Genomic DNA, 17,452 nt, shown 5'->3' with positions numbered 1-17,452 from the left:
CCGGCTTCCCTAGCGTGCGCGGGCCAGGTGCATCTGGTGCAGCGTGATCTTGCGCACCTCGGCCTGGCTGGTCTGGATGTGGGTGCGCAGCAGCAGCGTGGCCTGGTCCGCCCGTTTGCGCTGGATGGCCTTGAGGATCTTGGCGTGTTCGTCGTAGGTGGCGTCGATGCGCGGCTGCTGGGTGAAATCCAGCCGGCGGATGATGCGGATGCGGTCGGTCACGTCGCGGTGCACGCGTGCCATCTCGGCGTTGCCGGCGGCCGCCACCAGGGCGCAATGAAAGGCCTCGTCCCATTGGGCGACCCGCAAGGCGTCCTGGCTGCGGGCGGCCACCGGCACCAGCCAGATCGCGGCCAGCTCGTCGAGCAAGGGGGCGTCGATCTTGTCGGCTTCGGTGCACAGGCGGTGCACGGCGGTGGTCTCCAGCACCATGCGCAGATCGTAGAGCTGCTCGAAACGCTCGAAGTCGAAGGGCAGCACGCGCCAGCCGCTGCGGAAGAAGACCTCGACAAAACCCTCCTGCTGCAGCCGCACCAGGGCTTGGCGCACCGGCGTGCGCGAGACGCCCAGGCGTTCGCTGAGTTCGCTTTCGGTGAAACGGTCGCCTGGCACCAGACGAAAGCTGGCGATGTCGGACTTGAGCTGGGCGTAGACCTCGTCCGAACGGGACTGGCGGGGCGCGCCGGACTTGGGCAGGCGCTGGGTGGGGGTGGAGATTTGCACAGGCAAATGGTAGCCGGTCAGCGCGCCAGGGCGGCACGCGCCGGCGCCTTCATTTCAGCCAGCAGCACGGGGCTGGGGCAGACCCAGCCGACGATGCCGCCTTGTGCCGTCACCATGTCCAGCGTGGCCTGCTTGAAGCCCGGGATGTAGCTTTCGGTGCAGTCTTCCAGCAGCAGGCCCTCGTAGCCCCGGTCGTTGGCTTCGCGCATGCTGGTCTGCACGCACACCTCGGTGGTCACGCCCATGAACACCAGCTGGGTGATGCCCTGCGAGCGCAGCAGCTCGTGCAGCGGCGTGGCGTAGAAGGCGCCCTTGCCGGGCTTGTCGATTTCGATTTCACCGGCGATGGGCGCGAGCACGGGGATGATCTGGTTGCCCGGCTCGCCGGCCACCAGGATGCGGCCCATGGGGCCGAGGTCGCCGATGCGCAGGCTGGGGTGCCCCCGCTCGCGTTTGGCGCGCGGGCAGTCGCTGAGGTCGGGCGCGTGGGCCTCGCGGGTGTGCACCACCAGCGCGCCAAGGGCCCGCCAGGCCTGCAGCACCGCCACACAGGCCGGCACGATGGCCTGCAGCCGCGACACGTCGTTGCCCAGGCTCTCGCCAAAGCCCCCGGGTTCCACGAAGTCGCGTTGCATGTCGATGATGACCAGGGCGGCGTGCGCCAGGTCGAGTTTGAAACCGAAGGGCCGGGCAGCGATCGCAAGGGGCATGGTGTTCTCGTGGGTTCGGGGTTCAGTGGTGGCCGCCACCCATGTGGGCGCCTATGGTCTGGCGGCTGGCGCCGGCCGCGTCGGTCTCGAACACCACCCGGCCTTCGCTCATGACCACGATGCGGTCGGCCAGCTCCAGCAGCTCGTCCAGGTCTTCGCTGACCAGCAGCACGGCGCCGCCCTGCTCGCGCACCCGCAGCAGTCGGCGGTGGATTTCGGCCACGGCGGCGAAATCCAGGCCAAACACCGGGTTGGCGGCGATCAGCACCTGGATGTCGCCGGCCAGCTCGCGCGCCAGCACGGCACGCTGCACATTGCCGCCCGAGAGGCTGCGGATGGGGGCCTGCTCGCCCCGGGTCTTGATGCCGTATTCGGTTATCCAGGCGCGGGCGCGCTGGCGCCATTGGCGAGACCGCAACCAGCCAGCGACGGAGAGGGGTGGCCGGTCGAAGTCGCGCAGCGCCATGTTCTGCGCCACGCTGAGATCGGCCACGCAGGCGTTGCGCAGCGGCTCCTCGGGCAGGCTGCGCACCTGCAGGCGGGCGTTGTCTCGCCGCGTGGCGTGGTAGGGCTGGCCCTTCACCCGCACCTCGCCGCCCAGGCGGCGGCGTTGGCCCACCAGGGCTTCGACCAGTTCGCGCTGGCCGTTGCCGGAGACGCCGGCCACGCCGAGGATCTCGCCGCCGCGCACCGCCAGGTCGATGCCGTGCAGGGCCAGCGTGCCGCGGTCGCCCATGGCGCTCAGGCCCTTCACCATCAGGTGGGGCGTGGTCTCGTCAGCCACGGCGCGGCGCGGCGCGGCCGGTGTGTCCTCCATGGGGGCGGCACCGGTGGCGGTTTCGCCCATCATGCGCTGTGCCAGCTGCTGCGGGCTGGTGTCACACACCCGGCCATGGTGCACCGCCCTGCCCCGGCGCAGCACGGTGACGGCGTCGGCGAAGGCCGTGACCTCGCGGAACTTGTGGGTGATGATGAGCACCGAGCATTGGCCGGCGCGCGCGATGTCGCGAACATGGCCCAGCACCTCGTCGGCCTCCTGCGGCGTCAGCACCGAGGTGGGTTCGTCCAGGATCAGCAGGCGGGGTTGGAGGTAGAGCTGTTTGAGCAGTTCGAGCTTCTGCTTTTCGCCCGCGGCCAGCTCGGCCGGGCGGGCGTCGAGGTCGAGCCGGAAGGGCGTGGTCTCGAGGAAGCGGGCGAGCTGGGCGCGCTCGCGTCCCCAGTCCACCCAGGCCGGCAGGTCGCCACGGGCCAGCAGCAGGTTCTCGGCCACGGTCATGCCGGGTGCCAGGGTGAAGTGCTGGTAGACCATGCCGATGCCCAGGGTCCGCGCCACCGTGGGGTTGGGGATGGCCTGCTCGCGGCCGTCGATCATGACACTGCCGCCGTCGGCGGCCTGGTAGCCGGCCACACACTTGACCAGGGTGCTTTTGCCGGCGCCGTTCTCGCCCAGCAGCGCGTGCACCGAGCCCGGCTCCACCCGCAGGCTCACGGCGTCCAGCGCGGTGAAGTCGCCGAACACCTTGGTCAGCTCAAAGGTTTCCAGCGCCATGGCGCCGGTGGGCGGCGCGTGGGGTTCGACCGGGGCGATCATGCGCAGGCCTCCAGCGTGGCCAGCAGCTGTGCCGAGGTGGCGTGGGCGCCGAACACACCGCCCTGCATGGTGATCATCTTGAGCGCGGCGGCGTGGTTGCCGGCGTCGGTGGCGGCCGTGCAGTCGGACAGCAGCAGGCATTCGAAGCCTCGATCGTTGGCCTCGCGCATGGTCGTGTGCACACAGACGTCGGTGGTGATGCCGGCCAGCACCAGGTTGCGTATGCCACGCAGGTTCAGGATCAGCTCCAGGTCGGTGGCGCAGAAACTGCCCTTGCCCGGCTTGTCGATCACCACCTCGCCCGGCAGCGGCGCGAGTTCGGGAATGATGTCCCAGCCCGGCTCGCCGCGCACCAGGATGCGGCCACAGGGGCCGGCGTCGCCGATGCCCACGCCGCCCCGGCCGATCTGCTGCGAGCGCCAGCGTTTGTTGGCGGGCAGGTCCGACAGGTCGGGCCGGTGGCCTTCGCGGGTGTGCATGACCGGGTAGCCCAGCGCGCGCAGGCGGGCCATGAGGGTGCGCAGCGGCGCGATGGGCGCGCGCGTGAGCGAGATGTCGTAGCCCATGCTGTCGACGTAGCCGCCGACGCCGCAGAAGTCGGTCTGCATGTCGATCACCAGCAGCGCCGTGTTGTCGGGCCGCAGATCGCCGTTCCAGGGCCAGGCATAGGGTTGGGCGTTGACGGTGGTGGGCATGGTGGGCCTTCAGCGGGCGGACGACAGTTCGGTCGGACTGCCCTTGGCGATCTCGCCCGGGCGGCAGGTGAACACCAGGATGAGCAGCGTGAGCGCGTAGGGCAAGGTGTTGAACAGGTGGTAGCCCCAGCCTATGCCCACGCTCTGCAGGGCCGGACCGATGGCGCCCGCGCCGCCGAACAGCAGCGCCGCGCCGACACAGCGCAACGGACTCCAGCGGGCGAAGATCACCAGCGCGACCGCGATCAGGCCCTGGCCGCTGGAGATGCCTTCGTTCCAGCTGCCCGGATAGAACAGGGTCAGCGACGCCCCGCCGAGGCCGGCGATCAGGCCGCCGGCCGCGGTGGCGGCGATGCGTATGCCGTTGACCGAGTGGCCCAGGGCGCGGGTGGCCAGGGCCGAGTCACCGGCCAGGCGCACCAGCAGGCCTGCGCGGCTGCGCTGCAGGGCGAGGTGCAGGCCCAGCGCCAGCAGCACGCCCAGCGGCAGCAGGGCATTGACCTGCAAGGCGGTCTGCAGCGCGGGCGAATCGCTCCATGCGCCCAGCGGCAAGGCCGGAATCTGTGGCGCCTGCGGCTGGATCAGCGGTTTGCCCAGGTAGAAGGCCAGGCCGGTGCCCAGCAGCATCAGGGCGATGCCGGTGGCCACGTCGTTGACCCGCTCCAGCGAGCACAGCAGGCCGTGCAGCGTGGCCAGCAGCGCGCCGGCCAGGGCCCCCGCCGCCACGCCCACCCAGGGCGAGCCGCTGAGGTAGGCGCCACCAAAGGCTGCCATGGCCGACAGCACCAGCACACCTTCCAGGCCCAGGTTGATGCGGCCGGACTTCTCCGTCAGGCACTCGCCCAGGCTCACGAACAGGAAAGGCACGCCCACACGCAGGGCGCCCCCGAGGATGCCGGCCAGCAGGGTCAGGAGTTCGTCGGGGGTCATAGGCGTACCTTCGTGCTGCGCACCGCGGTGCGAGCTTGCTTGGGGCGGACCGGCGCGGCGCTCATAGGAGTACCTTCGTGCTGCGCACTGCGGTGCGAGCTTGCTTGGGGCGGCCCGGCGCGGCGCTCATGCGATCTTGTCTCCCATGCTCAGCTGTGCTGCGCTCGGCTCGCGGCGTGGCAAGAGCAGGACGCGCCAGTTCCAGTCGCGTTCGCGCAAGGCCTCGCTGGCGAGAATGAGCACGAAGGCCAGTCCCTGCAGCACCAGCACCGAGGCGTCGGGCAGGCCCAGGCGGCGCTGCAGCAGGCTGCCCGCCGCGCCGAAGCCGCCAAACAGGATGGCCACCGGGATGATGGCGACGGGGTTGTGGCGGGCCATGAAGGACACCAGGATGCCGGCGTAGCCGTAGCCGGCGATGAGGGAAGCGTTGGCGCTGGTGTGCACCGCCGCCACCTCCACCGCGCCGCCCAAGCCGGCCGCGGCGCCGCCCAGGCCACAGGCCAGCAGCACCAGGCGCGAGGCCGGCAGGCCCACCAGCTGGGCCGCCCGCAGGTTGCCGCCGACCACGCTGACCGAGAAGCCCGAGGCCGTGAATCGCAGCCACACCCACAGCACTAGGCAGGCCAGCACGCCCAGCGCCAGGCCCCAGTGGATGTCGGAGCCCAGGATGCCGCCGATGCGCAGGCTGTCGTCCAGCGGCAGGGTGGAGGGCTTGTTGAGACTGGCGGGGTCGCGCAGCGGGCCTTCCACCGCGTGCTTGAACAGGCCGATGGCCACATAGGCCAGCAGCAGGCTGGAGATGGTTTCGTTGATGCCGCGGTAGCGGCGCAGGGCGCCGGCGATCGCCGTCCACGCCGCGCCGGCCATCGCCCCAGCCAGGCACACCAGGGCCGTGCCCAGGCCGTTCTGCGGCAGCGCCAGCACATAAGGCAAGGCGGCACAGGCCAGACCGCCCAGGACCAGCGCGCCCTCGGCCCCGATGACCACCAGACCGGCGCGGGCGGGTATGGCCACACACAGCGCGGTCAGCATCAGGGGAGCAGCGCGCTGCAGGGTGTTCTGCCACGAAAACCAGTCGCCAAAGGCGCCCTTGAACAGGGTCACCCAGACGTCCACCGGGCTCACGCCCGCGAACCAGACAAAGACGCCGAACAGCAAGAGTGCTGCCGCGATGGCCAGCACCGGCAGGGCGATGGACTTGAGCGTGTCGTTCATGGCCGGACGCTGGCGGGGGGCATCAAATGGAGCCGATCACGCCCTCGACCAGGTAGTTCATCTTTTCCAGTTCGAGGTCGGTCTGCTTGAGCGTCTTGCCGGCCGCGATCACGGTGTTGCCCTTGTTGTCCTTCAGCGGGCCCTTGAAGATGTCGAAGCTGCCCGCGATCATCCTGGCCTTGACCTCGTCGGCGTTCTTCTTGGCCGCCTCGCTCACGGCCGGGCCGTAGGCCGACATCTTGACAAAACCCTCCTTCAGGCCGCCGCGCAGGAAGTTGGGGTGTGGCTTGCCGGTCTGCGCGGCCTCGATGATGGTCTTGTAGGCGGTGAGCCAGTTCCATTCGGCCCCGGTCAGGTAGGCCTGGGGGGCGAGCTTGGCCTGGCTGGCGTGGTAGCCGCACACCATCTTGCCGCGCTTGGCCGCCGTCTCGACGATGACCTTGGGCCCGTCCACGTGCATGGTGAAGACGTCACATCCCTGGTCGGCCAGGCTGTTGGTGGCCTCGGCCTCCTTCACGGCCATGGACCAGTCGCCGGTGAAGATGACGCTGCAAGTGACGCCTGGCTTGACCGAACGCGCGCCCATGAGGAAGGCGTTGATGTTGCGCAGCACCTGCGGGATGGGCTTGGCCGCGACAAAGGCGATCTTGTTCGACTTGGTCATGTGGCCGGCCACGATGCCGTTGAGGTACTGGCATTCGTCGATGTAGCCGAAGAAGCTGCCCACGCTCTTGGGGTGCTTGCCTTCGGTCCACATGCCGCCGCAATGGGCAAAACGCACGTCGGGGTACTTGGCGGCCAGCGCCAGGATGTGCGGGTCGAAGTAACCGAAGGAGGTGGGGAACAGCAGCTTGGCGCCGTCCTGCGCGATCATGCCGGTCATGGTCTTCTGCACGGCGGCGGTCTCGGGCACGTTCTCCTCTTCCACCACCTTGATGCCGGGCAGTTTGCGCAGCTCGGCCGCGGCCTGGGCCTGGGCCTGGTTGTAGCCGTAGTCGTCGCGCGGACCCACATAGATCACGCCCACGGTCAGCGGCGTCTGAGCGCGCGCCATCATGCCCCAGCCACCCAGCGCCGTGCTGGCACCCAGGGCGGTGAGCGATTTCATGGTGTCGCGGCGGTTGGGGCGAAATCCTGCGTTCATGTGTGGGGCTCCGGCGGTGAGGGGTGGTGGACGTGGGTGTGGCGACACACCGTTCATTTATCCAAACTTGGATACAAGATGAGATGCATAAAGTGTGCCTGCCGGCCTCAGGCGTCTGGCATCAGGCTGACGTGGGCGGCCACCACGCGCCAGCCCTCGGGCAGGCGCAGCCAGGTCTGGCTCTGACGGCCCACGCGGGTGCCGCCCGCGCGCACGAACTCGATGTTCGTGGTGGCGAAATCGTGCCCGTAGGTGGTGATGGCGGTGCGCACAATGGTGCGCGCCAGCCCCACGGCGGGGCGCGCGTTGCGGAAGGCCCGTATCGCCTCGATGCCGTAGAGGTTCTCACCCGCGCCGTAGCGCAGGGTGTGCGGGCTGTCCCAGAACAGCTCGTCGAGCACGTCGACCTTGTTGTTGACCAGGGCGTCTTCGTAGCGGGCGAACACCGCCGTGACCTCGGCCAGCACCTCGGGGTGGTTGATGGTGTGTGTCATGCTAGGGCTTGTTCACACTATTTTTCCAAGTGCGAATGGGGTGAAAACAGCGCCAATCTAGGCGCGCGACGACGGCCAGACTGGGCGTCTGGCCTAGGAGTGCAACAACGGGTGGCGCTGTTTTCACCCCACTCCCTTCGGGTTGCGGCCAAAAAGGCCATGCGCCGCGTTGCGAAGCCTTGCCGGGGGGATGCCCCGGCGGCGTTTCGCGCCTTGCGCATGGCCTTTTTGACTCGCAACGCATCTTGGAAACATAGTGTGAGCAAGCCCTAATGCTCCTGATGGGCGACACGGGCCTCGCAAATGCCGCGCGATTCCAGTTCGGCCGCGACCCGCAGCGCCAGGTCCTCCCGCCAGGGCGGTGCGATGACCTGCACGCCCACCGGCAGCTGGTGGCCCGGCAACCACACGGGCACCGCCACCACCGGCAGGCCAATGCAGGACAGCGGCTGGGTCAGCACGCCCATGTGCGGGCGCAGCGGAAACACCGTGCCACCGATCTCCAGGCGCTCGCAGCCTATGGGGGTGGCCGCCGTGGGGGTGGCGGGGGCCAGCAGCACGTCAAAGCGCTCGAACAGCTGGGCGGCCGCTTGCGCGTAGCGCTGGCGCACCCGCTGTGCCCGCGCGACCCAGGCGGCGGGCAGCAGCGCGCCCGCCAGAAAGCGGTCGCGCGAGAGCGGCTCGAAGTCCTGCGGCCGGCGGCGCAGGTCGTCCAGGTGCAAGGCGCCGCCCTCCGAATTGGTGATCAGGAAGGCGGCGGCGCGTCCAGCTTCCACCAGCGGCAGTTCGACCTCCTCGTGGGCACCCAGGGCATGCGCCACCTCTGCCGCCGCGGCCTGCGCCTGGGCTTGGGCGTTGGCCTTGAAATAGCCGCCCAACAAGGCGATGCGCAGGCCCGCCGCGCCCCGGTCCAGGCCAGGCGTGGTGGCTTCGATGGGACGCTGCGCACTGCCCGGATCGCGCTGCGGCCCCGGCGGCTCGGGGCCCTGCATGAGGTCGTAGCTCAAGGCCAGGTCGCGCACCGAACGGGCCAGCGGGCCCAGGTGGTCCAGGCTGGAGACAAAAGGGTAGCTGCCGGTGCGGGGCAGCCGCCCAAAGGTGGGCTTGAGGCCGAACACGCCACACAGGGAGGCCGGCACGCGGATGGAGCCGTTGGTGTCCGACCCGAGGGTGATGGGCACCTGGCCGGCGGCCACCGCGGCGCCACTGCCGCCCGAGGAACCGCCGGCGATGCGGCTGGGGTCGTGGGGGTTGCGCACCACGCCGTGGTGGCTGTTTTCCGTGGTGAAGCCGTAGGCGTATTCGTCCATGTTGAGCGCGCCCACCAGCACGGCCCCCGCTGCCTCCAGGCGCTGCACCAGCAGGGCGTCGTTGCGGGCCGGCGAGGTCTCGCATTCGATCTTGGAGCCGGCCAGGGTGGTGACGCCCGCGATGTCGAACAGGTTCTTGACCGCAAACGGCACCCCCAGCAGCGGCAGGTGCTGCAGTTGGGCGCGTTGCTGGTCGATCTGGCCCGCGCGGGCCAGCGCGCGTTCGGTGGTCACGGTGGTGAAGGCGTTGATCTGGGCGTCGGTGCGACCGATGTGCCGCAGGCTGGCGCAGACCAGATCGACCGCGCTGCACGCGCCGCTGCGCACCGCCTGTGCCATCGCGACGGCATCGCCGTGCAAGAGTTCGCGGGTGGCACTCATGCCGTGACCTGCTGGGTGGGCGAGAGTGGCACGAAGGACATGGACGGCTCGGCGCTGGCGTCGAGCTCGACCGCCTGCACCTGATCGGCAAACTGGGCCGCCAGGGCAAAGTAGCGCAGCACCCCATCGCGGTGTGCCGGCTCCAGTGGCAGGGCCAGCGCGGCCGCCGCCGCGTCCACGTAGGCTTCGATCTGATCGGGGCTCATCGGCGCACCTCGCGCTGGAAGATCTCCAGGCTGAGCTTCTTGGTTGCCACGAAGGACGGCTCGGACAGGGTCGCCACGGTGCGTGGTCGGGCGTCGCCATAGGCCAGGATCTCGGCCACGCGGGTGGGCCGTTTGGTCAGCAGCAGCACCTGGTCGGCCAGGTAGACGGCCTCCTCCAGATCGTGCGACACCAGCAGCATGGTGGTGCCGGTTTGCATGAAGACCTCCTGCAGCTTCTCGCGGATGAACAGCGTCATCTCGAAGTCCAGCGCCGAGAAGGGCTCGTCGAGGAACAACACCTCGGGCCCTGGCGCCAGCGCACGCATGATGGACGCCGTCTGCTGCTGCCCGCCCGAGAGTTCGTAGGGGTAGCGGTGCAGGTCGAACTTGACGTCGAAGCTCGCCACCAGCTCGGCCATGCGGCGGTCCACCTCGGCCTTGCTGCGCCCCTCCAGCTTGAGCGGGTAGGCGATGTTGTCGATGGTGCGCATCCACGGAAACATGGCCTCGCGGTAGTTCTGGAACACGTAGCCGATCTTGGTGTCCTTCAGGCTCTTGCCGTCGAACAGGATCTCGCCCGCGTCGATCGGGATCAGGCCGGCGATCATGTTGATCAGCGTGCTCTTGCCGCAGCCGTTGGGGCCGAACACCGAGACGATCTTGTGCTTGGGGATGTCGAGGTCGAAGTTCTCGTACAGCGGCCAGCCGGCGAAGTACTTGGTCAGGCCACGGATGGTGATGTGGGTGCCGGCCGGGCCGGGCTGGAAGGCCGGCGCGGGCACGTCGGCAAACACGGGGGCGTTCAGGACTTCGCTCATCTTCCACTCCAGTGCACGATGCGGCGTTCAACGACGAGAAACAGCACGTTCAAGGCATAGCCCAGCGCGCCGGCCGCCAGGATGGAGGCGTACATGTCCTTGACGTTCATGACCTGCTGGGCATTGATGATGCGGTTGCCCAGGCCGCTGTCGGCACCGATGAACATCTCGGCCACGATGACGATGACCAGGGCCATGGACACCGCCGAGCGCAGGCCCACGAAGCTGGGCTGCAGGCTCTCCCACAACAACACGTCGCGGAACACCTGCCAGCGCGTCGCACCCATGACCCGGGCCGCCATCACCCTCTGCTTGCGCGCGTTGATGACACCGTAGGCGCTGTTGAAGACCACGATCAGCAGGGCCCCGAAGGCGGCGATGGCGACCTTGTTGATGTCGGACACGCCGAAGATCATGAGGAACAGCGGGATCAGGGCCGACGAGGGGGTGGAGCGGAAGAAGTCGATCAGGAACTCGACGCTGCGGTAGGCGCGCTCGTTGCTGCCCAGCAGCACGCCCAGGGGCATGCCGAGAACGGCGGCGATCAGGAAGGCCTGCACGGTGCGCCAGACCGTGACGGCGAAGTCGCCCAGCAGCGGGCCCCCGGCCAGGCCGTTGACCAGGGCGCCCAGCGCCGCCAGTGGTGGCGGCAGCAGGATGGGCTTGATGAACCCCAGGCGCACCACCAGGTCCCAGACAATGAACAACACCACCGGCCCCACGAAGGGCAAGGCGCGGCTCCAGTCGGTGCGGCGTGTGGCCGCGGTGGCGGGCGCGCCGGACACCACGGGCGGCACCCAGGGTTTGCCCACATCGGTGGGGAGGGCAGAAGGGGCGCGCATGGGGGTCAGCCCTTGTAGAGCATGGAGTCAACCATCAGGCGCGAGGCAAAGATGCCTTTTTCCGAGAACAGGTCGAAGAACTTCTGGAAGTGCGCGATGTCGGCCGGCGTGAATTCGCTGTACATCGTGTACGCGGCCAGCGGAACCTCGCCGGTGAGCGGGCCCTCGATGGCGGTGTAGCCCTTGAGGTGCTGGCGCGCGTCGGCGGCCTTGGTGCGGACAAACTCCACCCCCTTGCCGTAGGCGGACACAAAACGCTTGGCGGCGTCCGGGTTGGCCTTGATGTAGCTGGCCGTGAGCGAGGCGGAGCCCCCGAACCACGGGGCCATCGGGTCGCCCAGGATGTAGCGCGCGATGACGCCGGCTTCCAGCATGCGGGTGCTGCCGTTGAGGCGGCCGATGGTGCCGGTGGGCTCCAGCGTGTAGCAGCCGTCCACCTGGCCCGCGGCCAGCGCCGCCACGTGCTGGCCGATGGGCAGTTCGACCACGGTGGCCCCGCTGGCACCGGCGCGCTCCAGCACGGTCTTGGCCAGGGTGACGTTCTGGATGCCGGGGCCCGAGGCGACCCTTTTGCCCTTGAGGTCGGCGATGGCCTTGGCCGTGCTGGCGGCGGGCACCAGCACCTGGTCGAGCACGTTCCTGGCGTTGCTGGGGTTGGAGCAGAAGATCTTGAAGCTGCCTGGGGCCGCGATTTCGCCGATGGCGATGTTGGCCGAGCCGGTGCCGTTGGCGCTGGCATCGCAGCGGCCGGCCAGCATGGCCTCCATGATCTGCTGGGCACCCGCGTAGCGCTGCACTTCGACGTCGATGCCGGCGGCCTTGAAGAAGCCCAGCTCCACCGCCGAGTAGAACGGCAGGCCGGCCGCGATGGGCCAGTAGCCGACACGGATCTTGGCGGGCGCCTGCGCGCGCACCAGGGCGGGCGCGCCCAGGGCGGCCACGGCCAGGCCGGTGGCCTGGAGTATCTGGCGGCGGGTGGTCGTTGACGGGGTCGATGTCATGGCGGACTCCTGCAGGTTGAGATAAAGAAGGAACGGGTGTTCAGGCGGGGGTGGACGGGCGGGCCTTGAGTTCGGCGATGTAGGCGCGCCAGCCGCCGAAGTGGCTGATGTCCTGGGCCTGGGCCAGCGCATAGGGCTCGCAGATGAAGCCCAGTACCGCGCTGCCGTCTTCCAGGCTGAGCGTGCCCATGCCCAGCGGCGCCGGGATCAGGGCCACGAAGCTGCCCAGGCGGCTGGCCGGCAGCGACCAGACTTCCAGTGCGATGGCCGCGCCCTGGCCTGGCGCCACGCGCAGCAGCCCGGGCTTGGGCGGCACGGTGCCGGGCAAGGCGAACAGCCGGTAGTCGGGGGTGGTGCGGGTCTGGCGCAGCAGCACCGCGCCGCGCTCGGTCAGCTGGGTGTTGAGCGGCATGCCCGACAGGTGGGCGCCCACCACGGCCACCTGCACCAGGGGCTCGGACACCGGCATCGCCAGGGGCTGGGGCGCCGGCAGCGGCAGGCCGGTGACCCCTTGTTGCAGACCGGTGGCGTGGTGGTAGCGCTGGCCCAGGTCGAGCAGCGGCCAGTCGGCGCCGGCGGGCGCGATCAGGGTGACGCCAAAGGGCAGGCCGTCGGGGCGCATGGTGCTGGGCACGGCGATGGCGGCGTAGTCCAGCAAGTTGACGAAGTTGGTGTATTCACCCAGCTCGCGGTTCAGGCGCACCGGATCGGCCAGCATGTCGGCCATGCGGGGATGGGTGGGCGCGGTGGGCACCAGCAGCACGTCGATCTGAGTCCACATGGGCCTGGCACGCTGTGCCAGCGCGCGCAAGGCGGTCTGGGCCTCGAACACGTCGGCCGCCGTGTAGCGCCGGCCGCTGGCGATGATGCCGCGCACCGGCTCCATGACCTGGTCTTCGTGGGCGTCGAAGAACGGCCGGATGGCGGCGTAGCGCTCGGCCACCAGTGCGCTGTCGTAGAGCAGGCTGGCTGCCTCGCGCAGCGGTGTGTAGTCGATGGGAACGGCCACGCCGCCCAGGGCTTCCATCTGGCGCACCGCCTGTTGGAAGGCCGCCTCGTTCAGGGTGTCGCCAAAAAATCGGAGTTCGTGGGGAACGCCGAAGCGCCAGCCCGTGTCCCATCGCGCCGTGCGCGGGGGCAACTCGCGGGCATAGGGGTCGGTCGGGTCGTGCGCGGCGGCGGCCTGGAACACCCGAGCGGCCGTGGCCACGGTGCGGGCGAAGACGGAGACGCAGTCCACGCTCTGTGCCGCCGGCAAGACGCCCCGGGCGCTGATCAGGCCCTTGCTGGGTTTGAAGCCGACGATGTTGTTCAGCCCGGCCGGCACGCGGCCCGAGCCCGCGGTGTCGGTGCCCAGCGCGAAGTCCACCTGGCCGCTGGCCACCACCACGGCCGAGCCCGAACTGGAGCCGCCCGAGACCAGGCGGGTGTCAAAGCTGTTGGGCACGGCGCCATAGGGCGAGCGGGTGCCGTTGAGCCCGCAGGCGAACTGGTCGAGGTTGGTTTTGCCGCACAGGTGCGCACCAGCGTCGAGCAGGCGCTGCACCACGGTGGCGTGGGCGGCGGGTGTGTGGGCGAAGGCCGGACAGGCCGCGGTGGTGGGCAGGCCGGCCACGTCGATGTTGTCCTTGACCGCGAATCTCATGCCGCTCAAGGCCCCGTCGCCTCCCGCCAGGGGCTCGGGCAGGCGCGTGATCCACGCGCAAGCCAGGGGGTCGGCGGTTTCGTTCGATGGGGCTGCGGTGGTGGGAACCATTGTTGTGCGTCCTATCTTGGATACAAGAACGGATGCAAAAGATGTGCCACCTGCCGATGTGGCCGGTACCGCTTGCCCGCTGACCACCCCCGGCCCGCCCGGACGGGGCACGGAGGGTCACGCGTGCCGGGTGGCCTGGGCGTGGTCGATGGGCGCGGCGCGCCGTGCGGCGGCCAGGCCCACCAGGGCGAGCACGACGGCCGTGGCGACAGCTGCCGCCGCGACGAGGAAGGTGAGGCCCAGTCCCGCTGCCAAGGCCTGGGGGTCCGCGGTGGCGATCTGGCGGGTCGAGGCGCCGGCGTGGAACACGGCGCCCATGACCGATGCCCCGGTGATGAGCCCCAGGTTGCGTGCCAGGTTGAGCAGGCCGGACACCAGGCCACGCTGGTCGGGGCTCGCGCTGGCCATCACGGTGGTGTTGTTGGCGGCCTGGAAGGCGGCGTAGCCGGACGTGATGAGGGCGAGCGTGCCCGCGTACCCGGCAACCCCCCAGGCCGATGAAGCAGTGGGCAGCGCGGCCGTCCCGGCCAGCATGGTGGCCAAGCCAGCGAGCCCGACCTGGTGCGGGCCCACGCGGTCCACCCAACGGCCCGCCGGCAGGCCGGCGATGGCCGCCACGGCCGGCCCGACCGACATCACCAGGCCCGTGCGCACCGCGTCCAGCCCGAGCACGCCGCCCAGGTAGAAGGGCCCCACCACCAGCGTCGCCATCACCACCGTGGTGACCAGGGCGCTCGTGACGAAACCCGTCCCGGTGACGGGGTGCCGGAACAGCGCCGGCCGCACCAGCGGCGCCGCCACCCGGCCCTCGGCAACGACAAACGCCCCCGCGCCCAGCGCGGCCGTGAGCAGCAGCCCGATGTGGAGGGCGCCGAAGCGGCCCTGCCCCAGCGTCATCGACAGCGCGTAGGCGGTCAGACTCAGGGTGAGCAGCACCGTGCCGAGGGGATCGAAACGCACCTTCCCGGGCTCGGCCGGAAGGCGGTCCGGCGACAGGTGGCGATGCGCCAGCACGAAGGCCACGGCCCCCAGCGGCAGGTTGATCCAGAAAACGGCTTGCCAGCCAACAGCCCCGATCAGCAGCCCACCCAGGGTCGGCCCCAGGGCGGTGCCCACGGCGGACACGGTGCCCAGCAGGCCCATGGCGCCGCCGGCCTTGTCCTTGGGCACCACCTCGCTGACCAGTGCCATGGCCAGCGCCATCATGAGGGCGGCGCCCACGCCCTGCCCCACCCGCGCGGCGATCAGTTGCCAGAGGGACACCGATGCGCCGCCAGCCAGGGACGCCAGGGTGAAGATGACCAAGCCGAGCAACAGGAGGCGCCGACGGCCCAACAGGTCGCCCAGGCGGCCGACCGTGGTGACCAGCGCGGTGATGGTCAACAGGTAGGCGATGACCACCCATTGCACCGCCTGGAACGGCGCCGTGAAAACTTGCGTCAAGGTGGGCAAGGCGACGTTGGCGATGCTGGTGCCCAGGGATGTCATCAGCATCGCAACGGACAGGGCGACGAGCACGCCGCGCACGGAGGGGTGGTCGGAGGTGGCCGGGGCCACCGCTTGGGGTGTGGGTGAAGACATGGTGGGGCTCCTGTGGGGAATATCCCGATGCTAGGAAGCGCGCGCTGATGGCGGAAGACGCACGGCTTGCACTTGATTCGTGCACCAAACGCCATGTGTGCCCCTGCCGTGCTATGTTTCCGGCATGGCGACACCCGACTTCAATCTCCTGGCCACCCTGGATGTGTTGCTGACCGAGCAGAACGTGGCCCGCGCGGCGAAACGGCTCCGGCTCAGTCCCTCGGCCATGAGCCGTGCCTTGGCCCGGTTGCGGGCGACGACGGGTGATCCGCTGCTGGTGAGGGCCGGTCGCGGCCTGGTGCCCACGCCTCGCGCGTTGGCCTTGCGAGAGCGGATCGGCCCACTGGTGCAGGAGCTGGAGTCGGTTCTGCGCCCCCTTCAGGCGCTGGATGTGGGGGCGCTGGAGAGGACATTCACGCTGCGCTGCAGCGATGGGTTCGTGGAGAACTTTGGCGCCACGCTGGTGGACCACTTGGCGGCCACGGCGCCGGGCGTGCGCCTGCGTTTTGTGCAGAAGCTCGACAAGGACAGCGCCGCGCTCCGCGATGGCACGGTTGACCTTGAAACGGGTGTGATCGGTGCCGCCATGGGCCCGGAGGTCCGTGCACAGGCGCTGTTTCGCGACCGCTGGATCGGTGTGTGCCGCGAGGGGCATCCGCTGGGCCGGGGCGACATGACGCCCGAGCGGTTTGTGCAAGGCCGCCACATCGCGGTGTCGCGGCGAGGCGTCGCCGGTGGCCCCATCGACGAGGCACTGGCCACGCTGGGGCTGCAGCGGAACGTGGTGGCGATGGCTGGCGGCTTTGTCGCCGCGCTGGCGCTGGCGCGCGGCACGGACCTGCTGGCCTGCGTGCCCGAACGCCACACGGCCAAGCTGCGCGCCGGACTGCAGAGCTTTGAGCTGCCATTTCCCACGCCGGAACTCGCGATTTCCCTGTTCTGGCACCCCCGCTTCCAGGCCGACCCCGCCCATCTGTGGTTTCGCCAGCTGGTCGTGGCGTCATGTGGCGATGTCCAACCCTGGGGCATCCAGGGCTGAAAGCTTGTCCTGCGTCAAATGACACACAAAAGAGATGCCCCTCGATGCCGCCCTCCTCGCCCAAGACCGACCACCCAAGTTATCCTTGAGCACCAGCCTGTTGTTGCTTCCATCACCTTGTCCACCATATGTGGCCTGCACCCCGCCTCGTCGACGAACAGGAAAGACTTGCCGCCTTGAGGCGGCTGCAGGTGTTGGGCACGCCGCCAGAAGAGCGCTTCGATCTGCCCAACGCGGTGGTGTCACTGGTGGACGGGCACCGTCAGTGGTTCAAGTCCTGTGTGGGCCTGGATGCCCCCGAGACCGCCCGGGACATGTCCTTTTGTGGCCACGCCATTGCCGAAGACGACGTGCTGGTCGTGCACGATGCCGCGGCCGATCCCCGTTTTGCCGACACCCCCCTGGCGGCCGGCCCGCCCTTCATCCGCTTTGACGCGGGGGCACCCCTGACCTTGCCCGATGGGTACCGCCTCGGCACCCTGTGCCTGATCGCGACCGAACCGCGCCGCTGCGACGACGTCGACCGGGCGATCCATCAGGCATTGCGTGACCTGGTGCTGGAGGAACTGCTCAGGCAGGAGGAGCATTCATGAGCGCCAACGAGCGAGGCTATCAACTGCTGTTGGTCGAACCCAGTTCCGTGGTGCGCAGCATCATCGTGTCGGTTGCCAAACAACTGGATGTGGTATCGGTCCATCAGACCGGCAACCTGGCGACCGCCAACGAGTGGCTGATCCAGCGCTCCTTCGACGGCATCCTGCTGTCGGTTGACCAGCCTGGTCCCGCCATGGATCTTCTGACGCTGATCCGGATGGGGCAGTTTCGCAGTGACCAGCACGTGCCCGTGGTGGCCTTGGTATCGCCTGGGGACAAGCGCCTGGCCCAGCAGCTCACTGAACTGGATGTCAAGCGAACCCTGCCCGTGCCGTTTCGCATCCGCGAAGTGATCGATGTGATGCGCGCGATGTTGCCAGGGCGGACCATGCTCAACGCCCGCTGAGGGCGGTGACCTTCGC

Annotated in this window: 18 protein-coding genes; 3 read left to right on the top strand and 15 right to left on the bottom strand. The window is 69.4% G+C overall.

The annotated features are described in order from the left end of the window. Positions 1 to 9: 9 nt before the first annotated feature. The 15 genes from AAHB17_RS09620 to AAHB17_RS09550 form a co-directional block, all read right to left on the bottom strand. Positions 10 to 723 carry a GntR family transcriptional regulator gene (locus AAHB17_RS09620; RefSeq protein ID WP_446719579.1) on the bottom strand — a complete coding sequence of 238 codons (714 nt, stop codon included), beginning with the start codon at positions 721 to 723 and terminating at the stop codon, positions 10 to 12. A gap of 17 nt (positions 724 to 740) precedes the next feature. Next, complete coding sequence (locus AAHB17_RS09615; RefSeq protein WP_342130327.1) at positions 741 to 1,433, bottom strand: cysteine hydrolase family protein; 693 nt, start codon at positions 1,431 to 1,433, stop codon at positions 741 to 743. A gap of 22 nt (positions 1,434 to 1,455) precedes the next feature. Continuing rightward, on the bottom strand, positions 1,456 to 3,024 hold the full coding sequence (locus AAHB17_RS09610) for an ABC transporter ATP-binding protein (RefSeq protein ID WP_342130326.1): 1,569 nt from the start codon (positions 3,022 to 3,024) through the stop codon (positions 1,456 to 1,458). Next, positions 3,021 to 3,719 carry a biuret amidohydrolase gene (gene biuH / locus AAHB17_RS09605; protein WP_342130325.1) on the bottom strand — a complete coding sequence of 233 codons (699 nt, stop codon included), beginning with the start codon at positions 3,717 to 3,719 and terminating at the stop codon, positions 3,021 to 3,023. The genes AAHB17_RS09610 and biuH overlap by 4 nt, the downstream gene beginning before the upstream one ends. A gap of 9 nt (positions 3,720 to 3,728) precedes the next feature. Beyond that, entirely contained in the window at positions 3,729 to 4,649 is a 921-nt protein-coding gene (locus AAHB17_RS09600) for an ABC transporter permease (protein ID WP_342130324.1), read from the bottom strand. A 126-nt stretch (positions 4,650 to 4,775) separates the two neighbouring features. Continuing rightward, positions 4,776 to 5,864 (bottom strand): ABC transporter permease, encoded by a 1,089-nt coding sequence (locus AAHB17_RS09595; protein WP_342130323.1) that lies wholly within the window; start codon positions 5,862 to 5,864, stop codon positions 4,776 to 4,778. Between the two features lie 22 nt (positions 5,865 to 5,886). Continuing rightward, a complete protein-coding gene (locus AAHB17_RS09590; protein ID WP_342130322.1) occupies positions 5,887 to 7,008 on the bottom strand; it encodes a BMP family ABC transporter substrate-binding protein in 1,122 nt (373 codons plus the stop codon). A gap of 107 nt (positions 7,009 to 7,115) precedes the next feature. Next, the gene (hpxZ, locus tag AAHB17_RS09585) at positions 7,116 to 7,502 is read right to left on the bottom strand and encodes an oxalurate catabolism protein HpxZ (RefSeq protein ID WP_342130321.1); all 387 of its coding nucleotides are present in this window, start codon (positions 7,500 to 7,502) and stop codon (positions 7,116 to 7,118) included. Between the two features lie 269 nt (positions 7,503 to 7,771). Then, on the bottom strand, positions 7,772 to 9,193 hold the full coding sequence (locus tag AAHB17_RS09580; protein WP_342130320.1) for an AtzE family amidohydrolase: 1,422 nt from the start codon (positions 9,191 to 9,193) through the stop codon (positions 7,772 to 7,774). Next, the gene (locus AAHB17_RS09575) at positions 9,190 to 9,399 is read right to left on the bottom strand and encodes an AtzG-like protein (RefSeq protein WP_342130319.1); all 210 of its coding nucleotides are present in this window, start codon (positions 9,397 to 9,399) and stop codon (positions 9,190 to 9,192) included. The genes AAHB17_RS09580 and AAHB17_RS09575 overlap by 4 nt, the downstream gene beginning before the upstream one ends. Continuing rightward, complete coding sequence (locus AAHB17_RS09570) at positions 9,396 to 10,217, bottom strand: ABC transporter ATP-binding protein (RefSeq protein WP_342130318.1); 822 nt, start codon at positions 10,215 to 10,217, stop codon at positions 9,396 to 9,398. Before AAHB17_RS09570 ends, AAHB17_RS09575 begins: the two co-directional genes overlap by 4 nt. Then, positions 10,214 to 11,059, bottom strand: a complete 846-nt coding sequence (locus AAHB17_RS09565; protein WP_342130317.1) for an ABC transporter permease — start codon at positions 11,057 to 11,059, stop codon at positions 10,214 to 10,216. The genes AAHB17_RS09570 and AAHB17_RS09565 overlap by 4 nt, the downstream gene beginning before the upstream one ends. A 5-nt stretch (positions 11,060 to 11,064) precedes the next feature. After that, positions 11,065 to 12,060 (bottom strand): ABC transporter substrate-binding protein, encoded by a 996-nt coding sequence (locus AAHB17_RS09560; RefSeq protein WP_342130316.1) that lies wholly within the window; start codon positions 12,058 to 12,060, stop codon positions 11,065 to 11,067. A 40-nt stretch (positions 12,061 to 12,100) separates the two neighbouring features. Beyond that, positions 12,101 to 13,816: an allophanate hydrolase gene (atzF, locus tag AAHB17_RS09555; RefSeq protein WP_342130315.1), complete on the bottom strand. Its 1,716-nt coding sequence runs from the start codon at positions 13,814 to 13,816 to the stop codon at positions 12,101 to 12,103. A gap of 117 nt (positions 13,817 to 13,933) precedes the next feature. Beyond that, entirely contained in the window at positions 13,934 to 15,397 is a 1,464-nt protein-coding gene (locus tag AAHB17_RS09550; protein WP_342130314.1) for an MFS transporter, read from the bottom strand. Positions 15,398 to 15,521: 124 nt separating this feature from the next. Between AAHB17_RS09550 and AAHB17_RS09545 the strand changes: the two genes are divergently transcribed. The 3 genes from AAHB17_RS09545 (at position 15,522) to AAHB17_RS09535 (ending at position 17,436) form a co-directional block, all read left to right on the top strand. Beyond that, positions 15,522 to 16,436: a LysR family transcriptional regulator gene (locus AAHB17_RS09545; protein WP_342130313.1), complete on the top strand. Its 915-nt coding sequence runs from the start codon at positions 15,522 to 15,524 to the stop codon at positions 16,434 to 16,436. A 128-nt stretch (positions 16,437 to 16,564) separates the two neighbouring features. Beyond that, complete coding sequence (locus AAHB17_RS09540; protein ID WP_342130312.1) at positions 16,565 to 17,029, top strand: GAF domain-containing protein; 465 nt, start codon at positions 16,565 to 16,567, stop codon at positions 17,027 to 17,029. Beyond that, positions 17,026 to 17,436, top strand: a complete 411-nt coding sequence (locus AAHB17_RS09535; protein ID WP_342130311.1) for a hypothetical protein — start codon at positions 17,026 to 17,028, stop codon at positions 17,434 to 17,436. Before AAHB17_RS09540 ends, AAHB17_RS09535 begins: the two co-directional genes overlap by 4 nt. The last annotated feature ends 16 nt before the right edge of the window (positions 17,437 to 17,452 follow it).

This window comes from Hydrogenophaga sp. OTU3427 (assembly GCF_038440225.1).
Taxonomy (GTDB): Bacteria; Pseudomonadota; Gammaproteobacteria; order Burkholderiales; family Burkholderiaceae_C; genus Hydrogenophaga.
The sequence above is the reverse complement of the archived record's forward strand: the minus strand, read 5'-3'. Positions and strand labels throughout refer to the sequence as shown.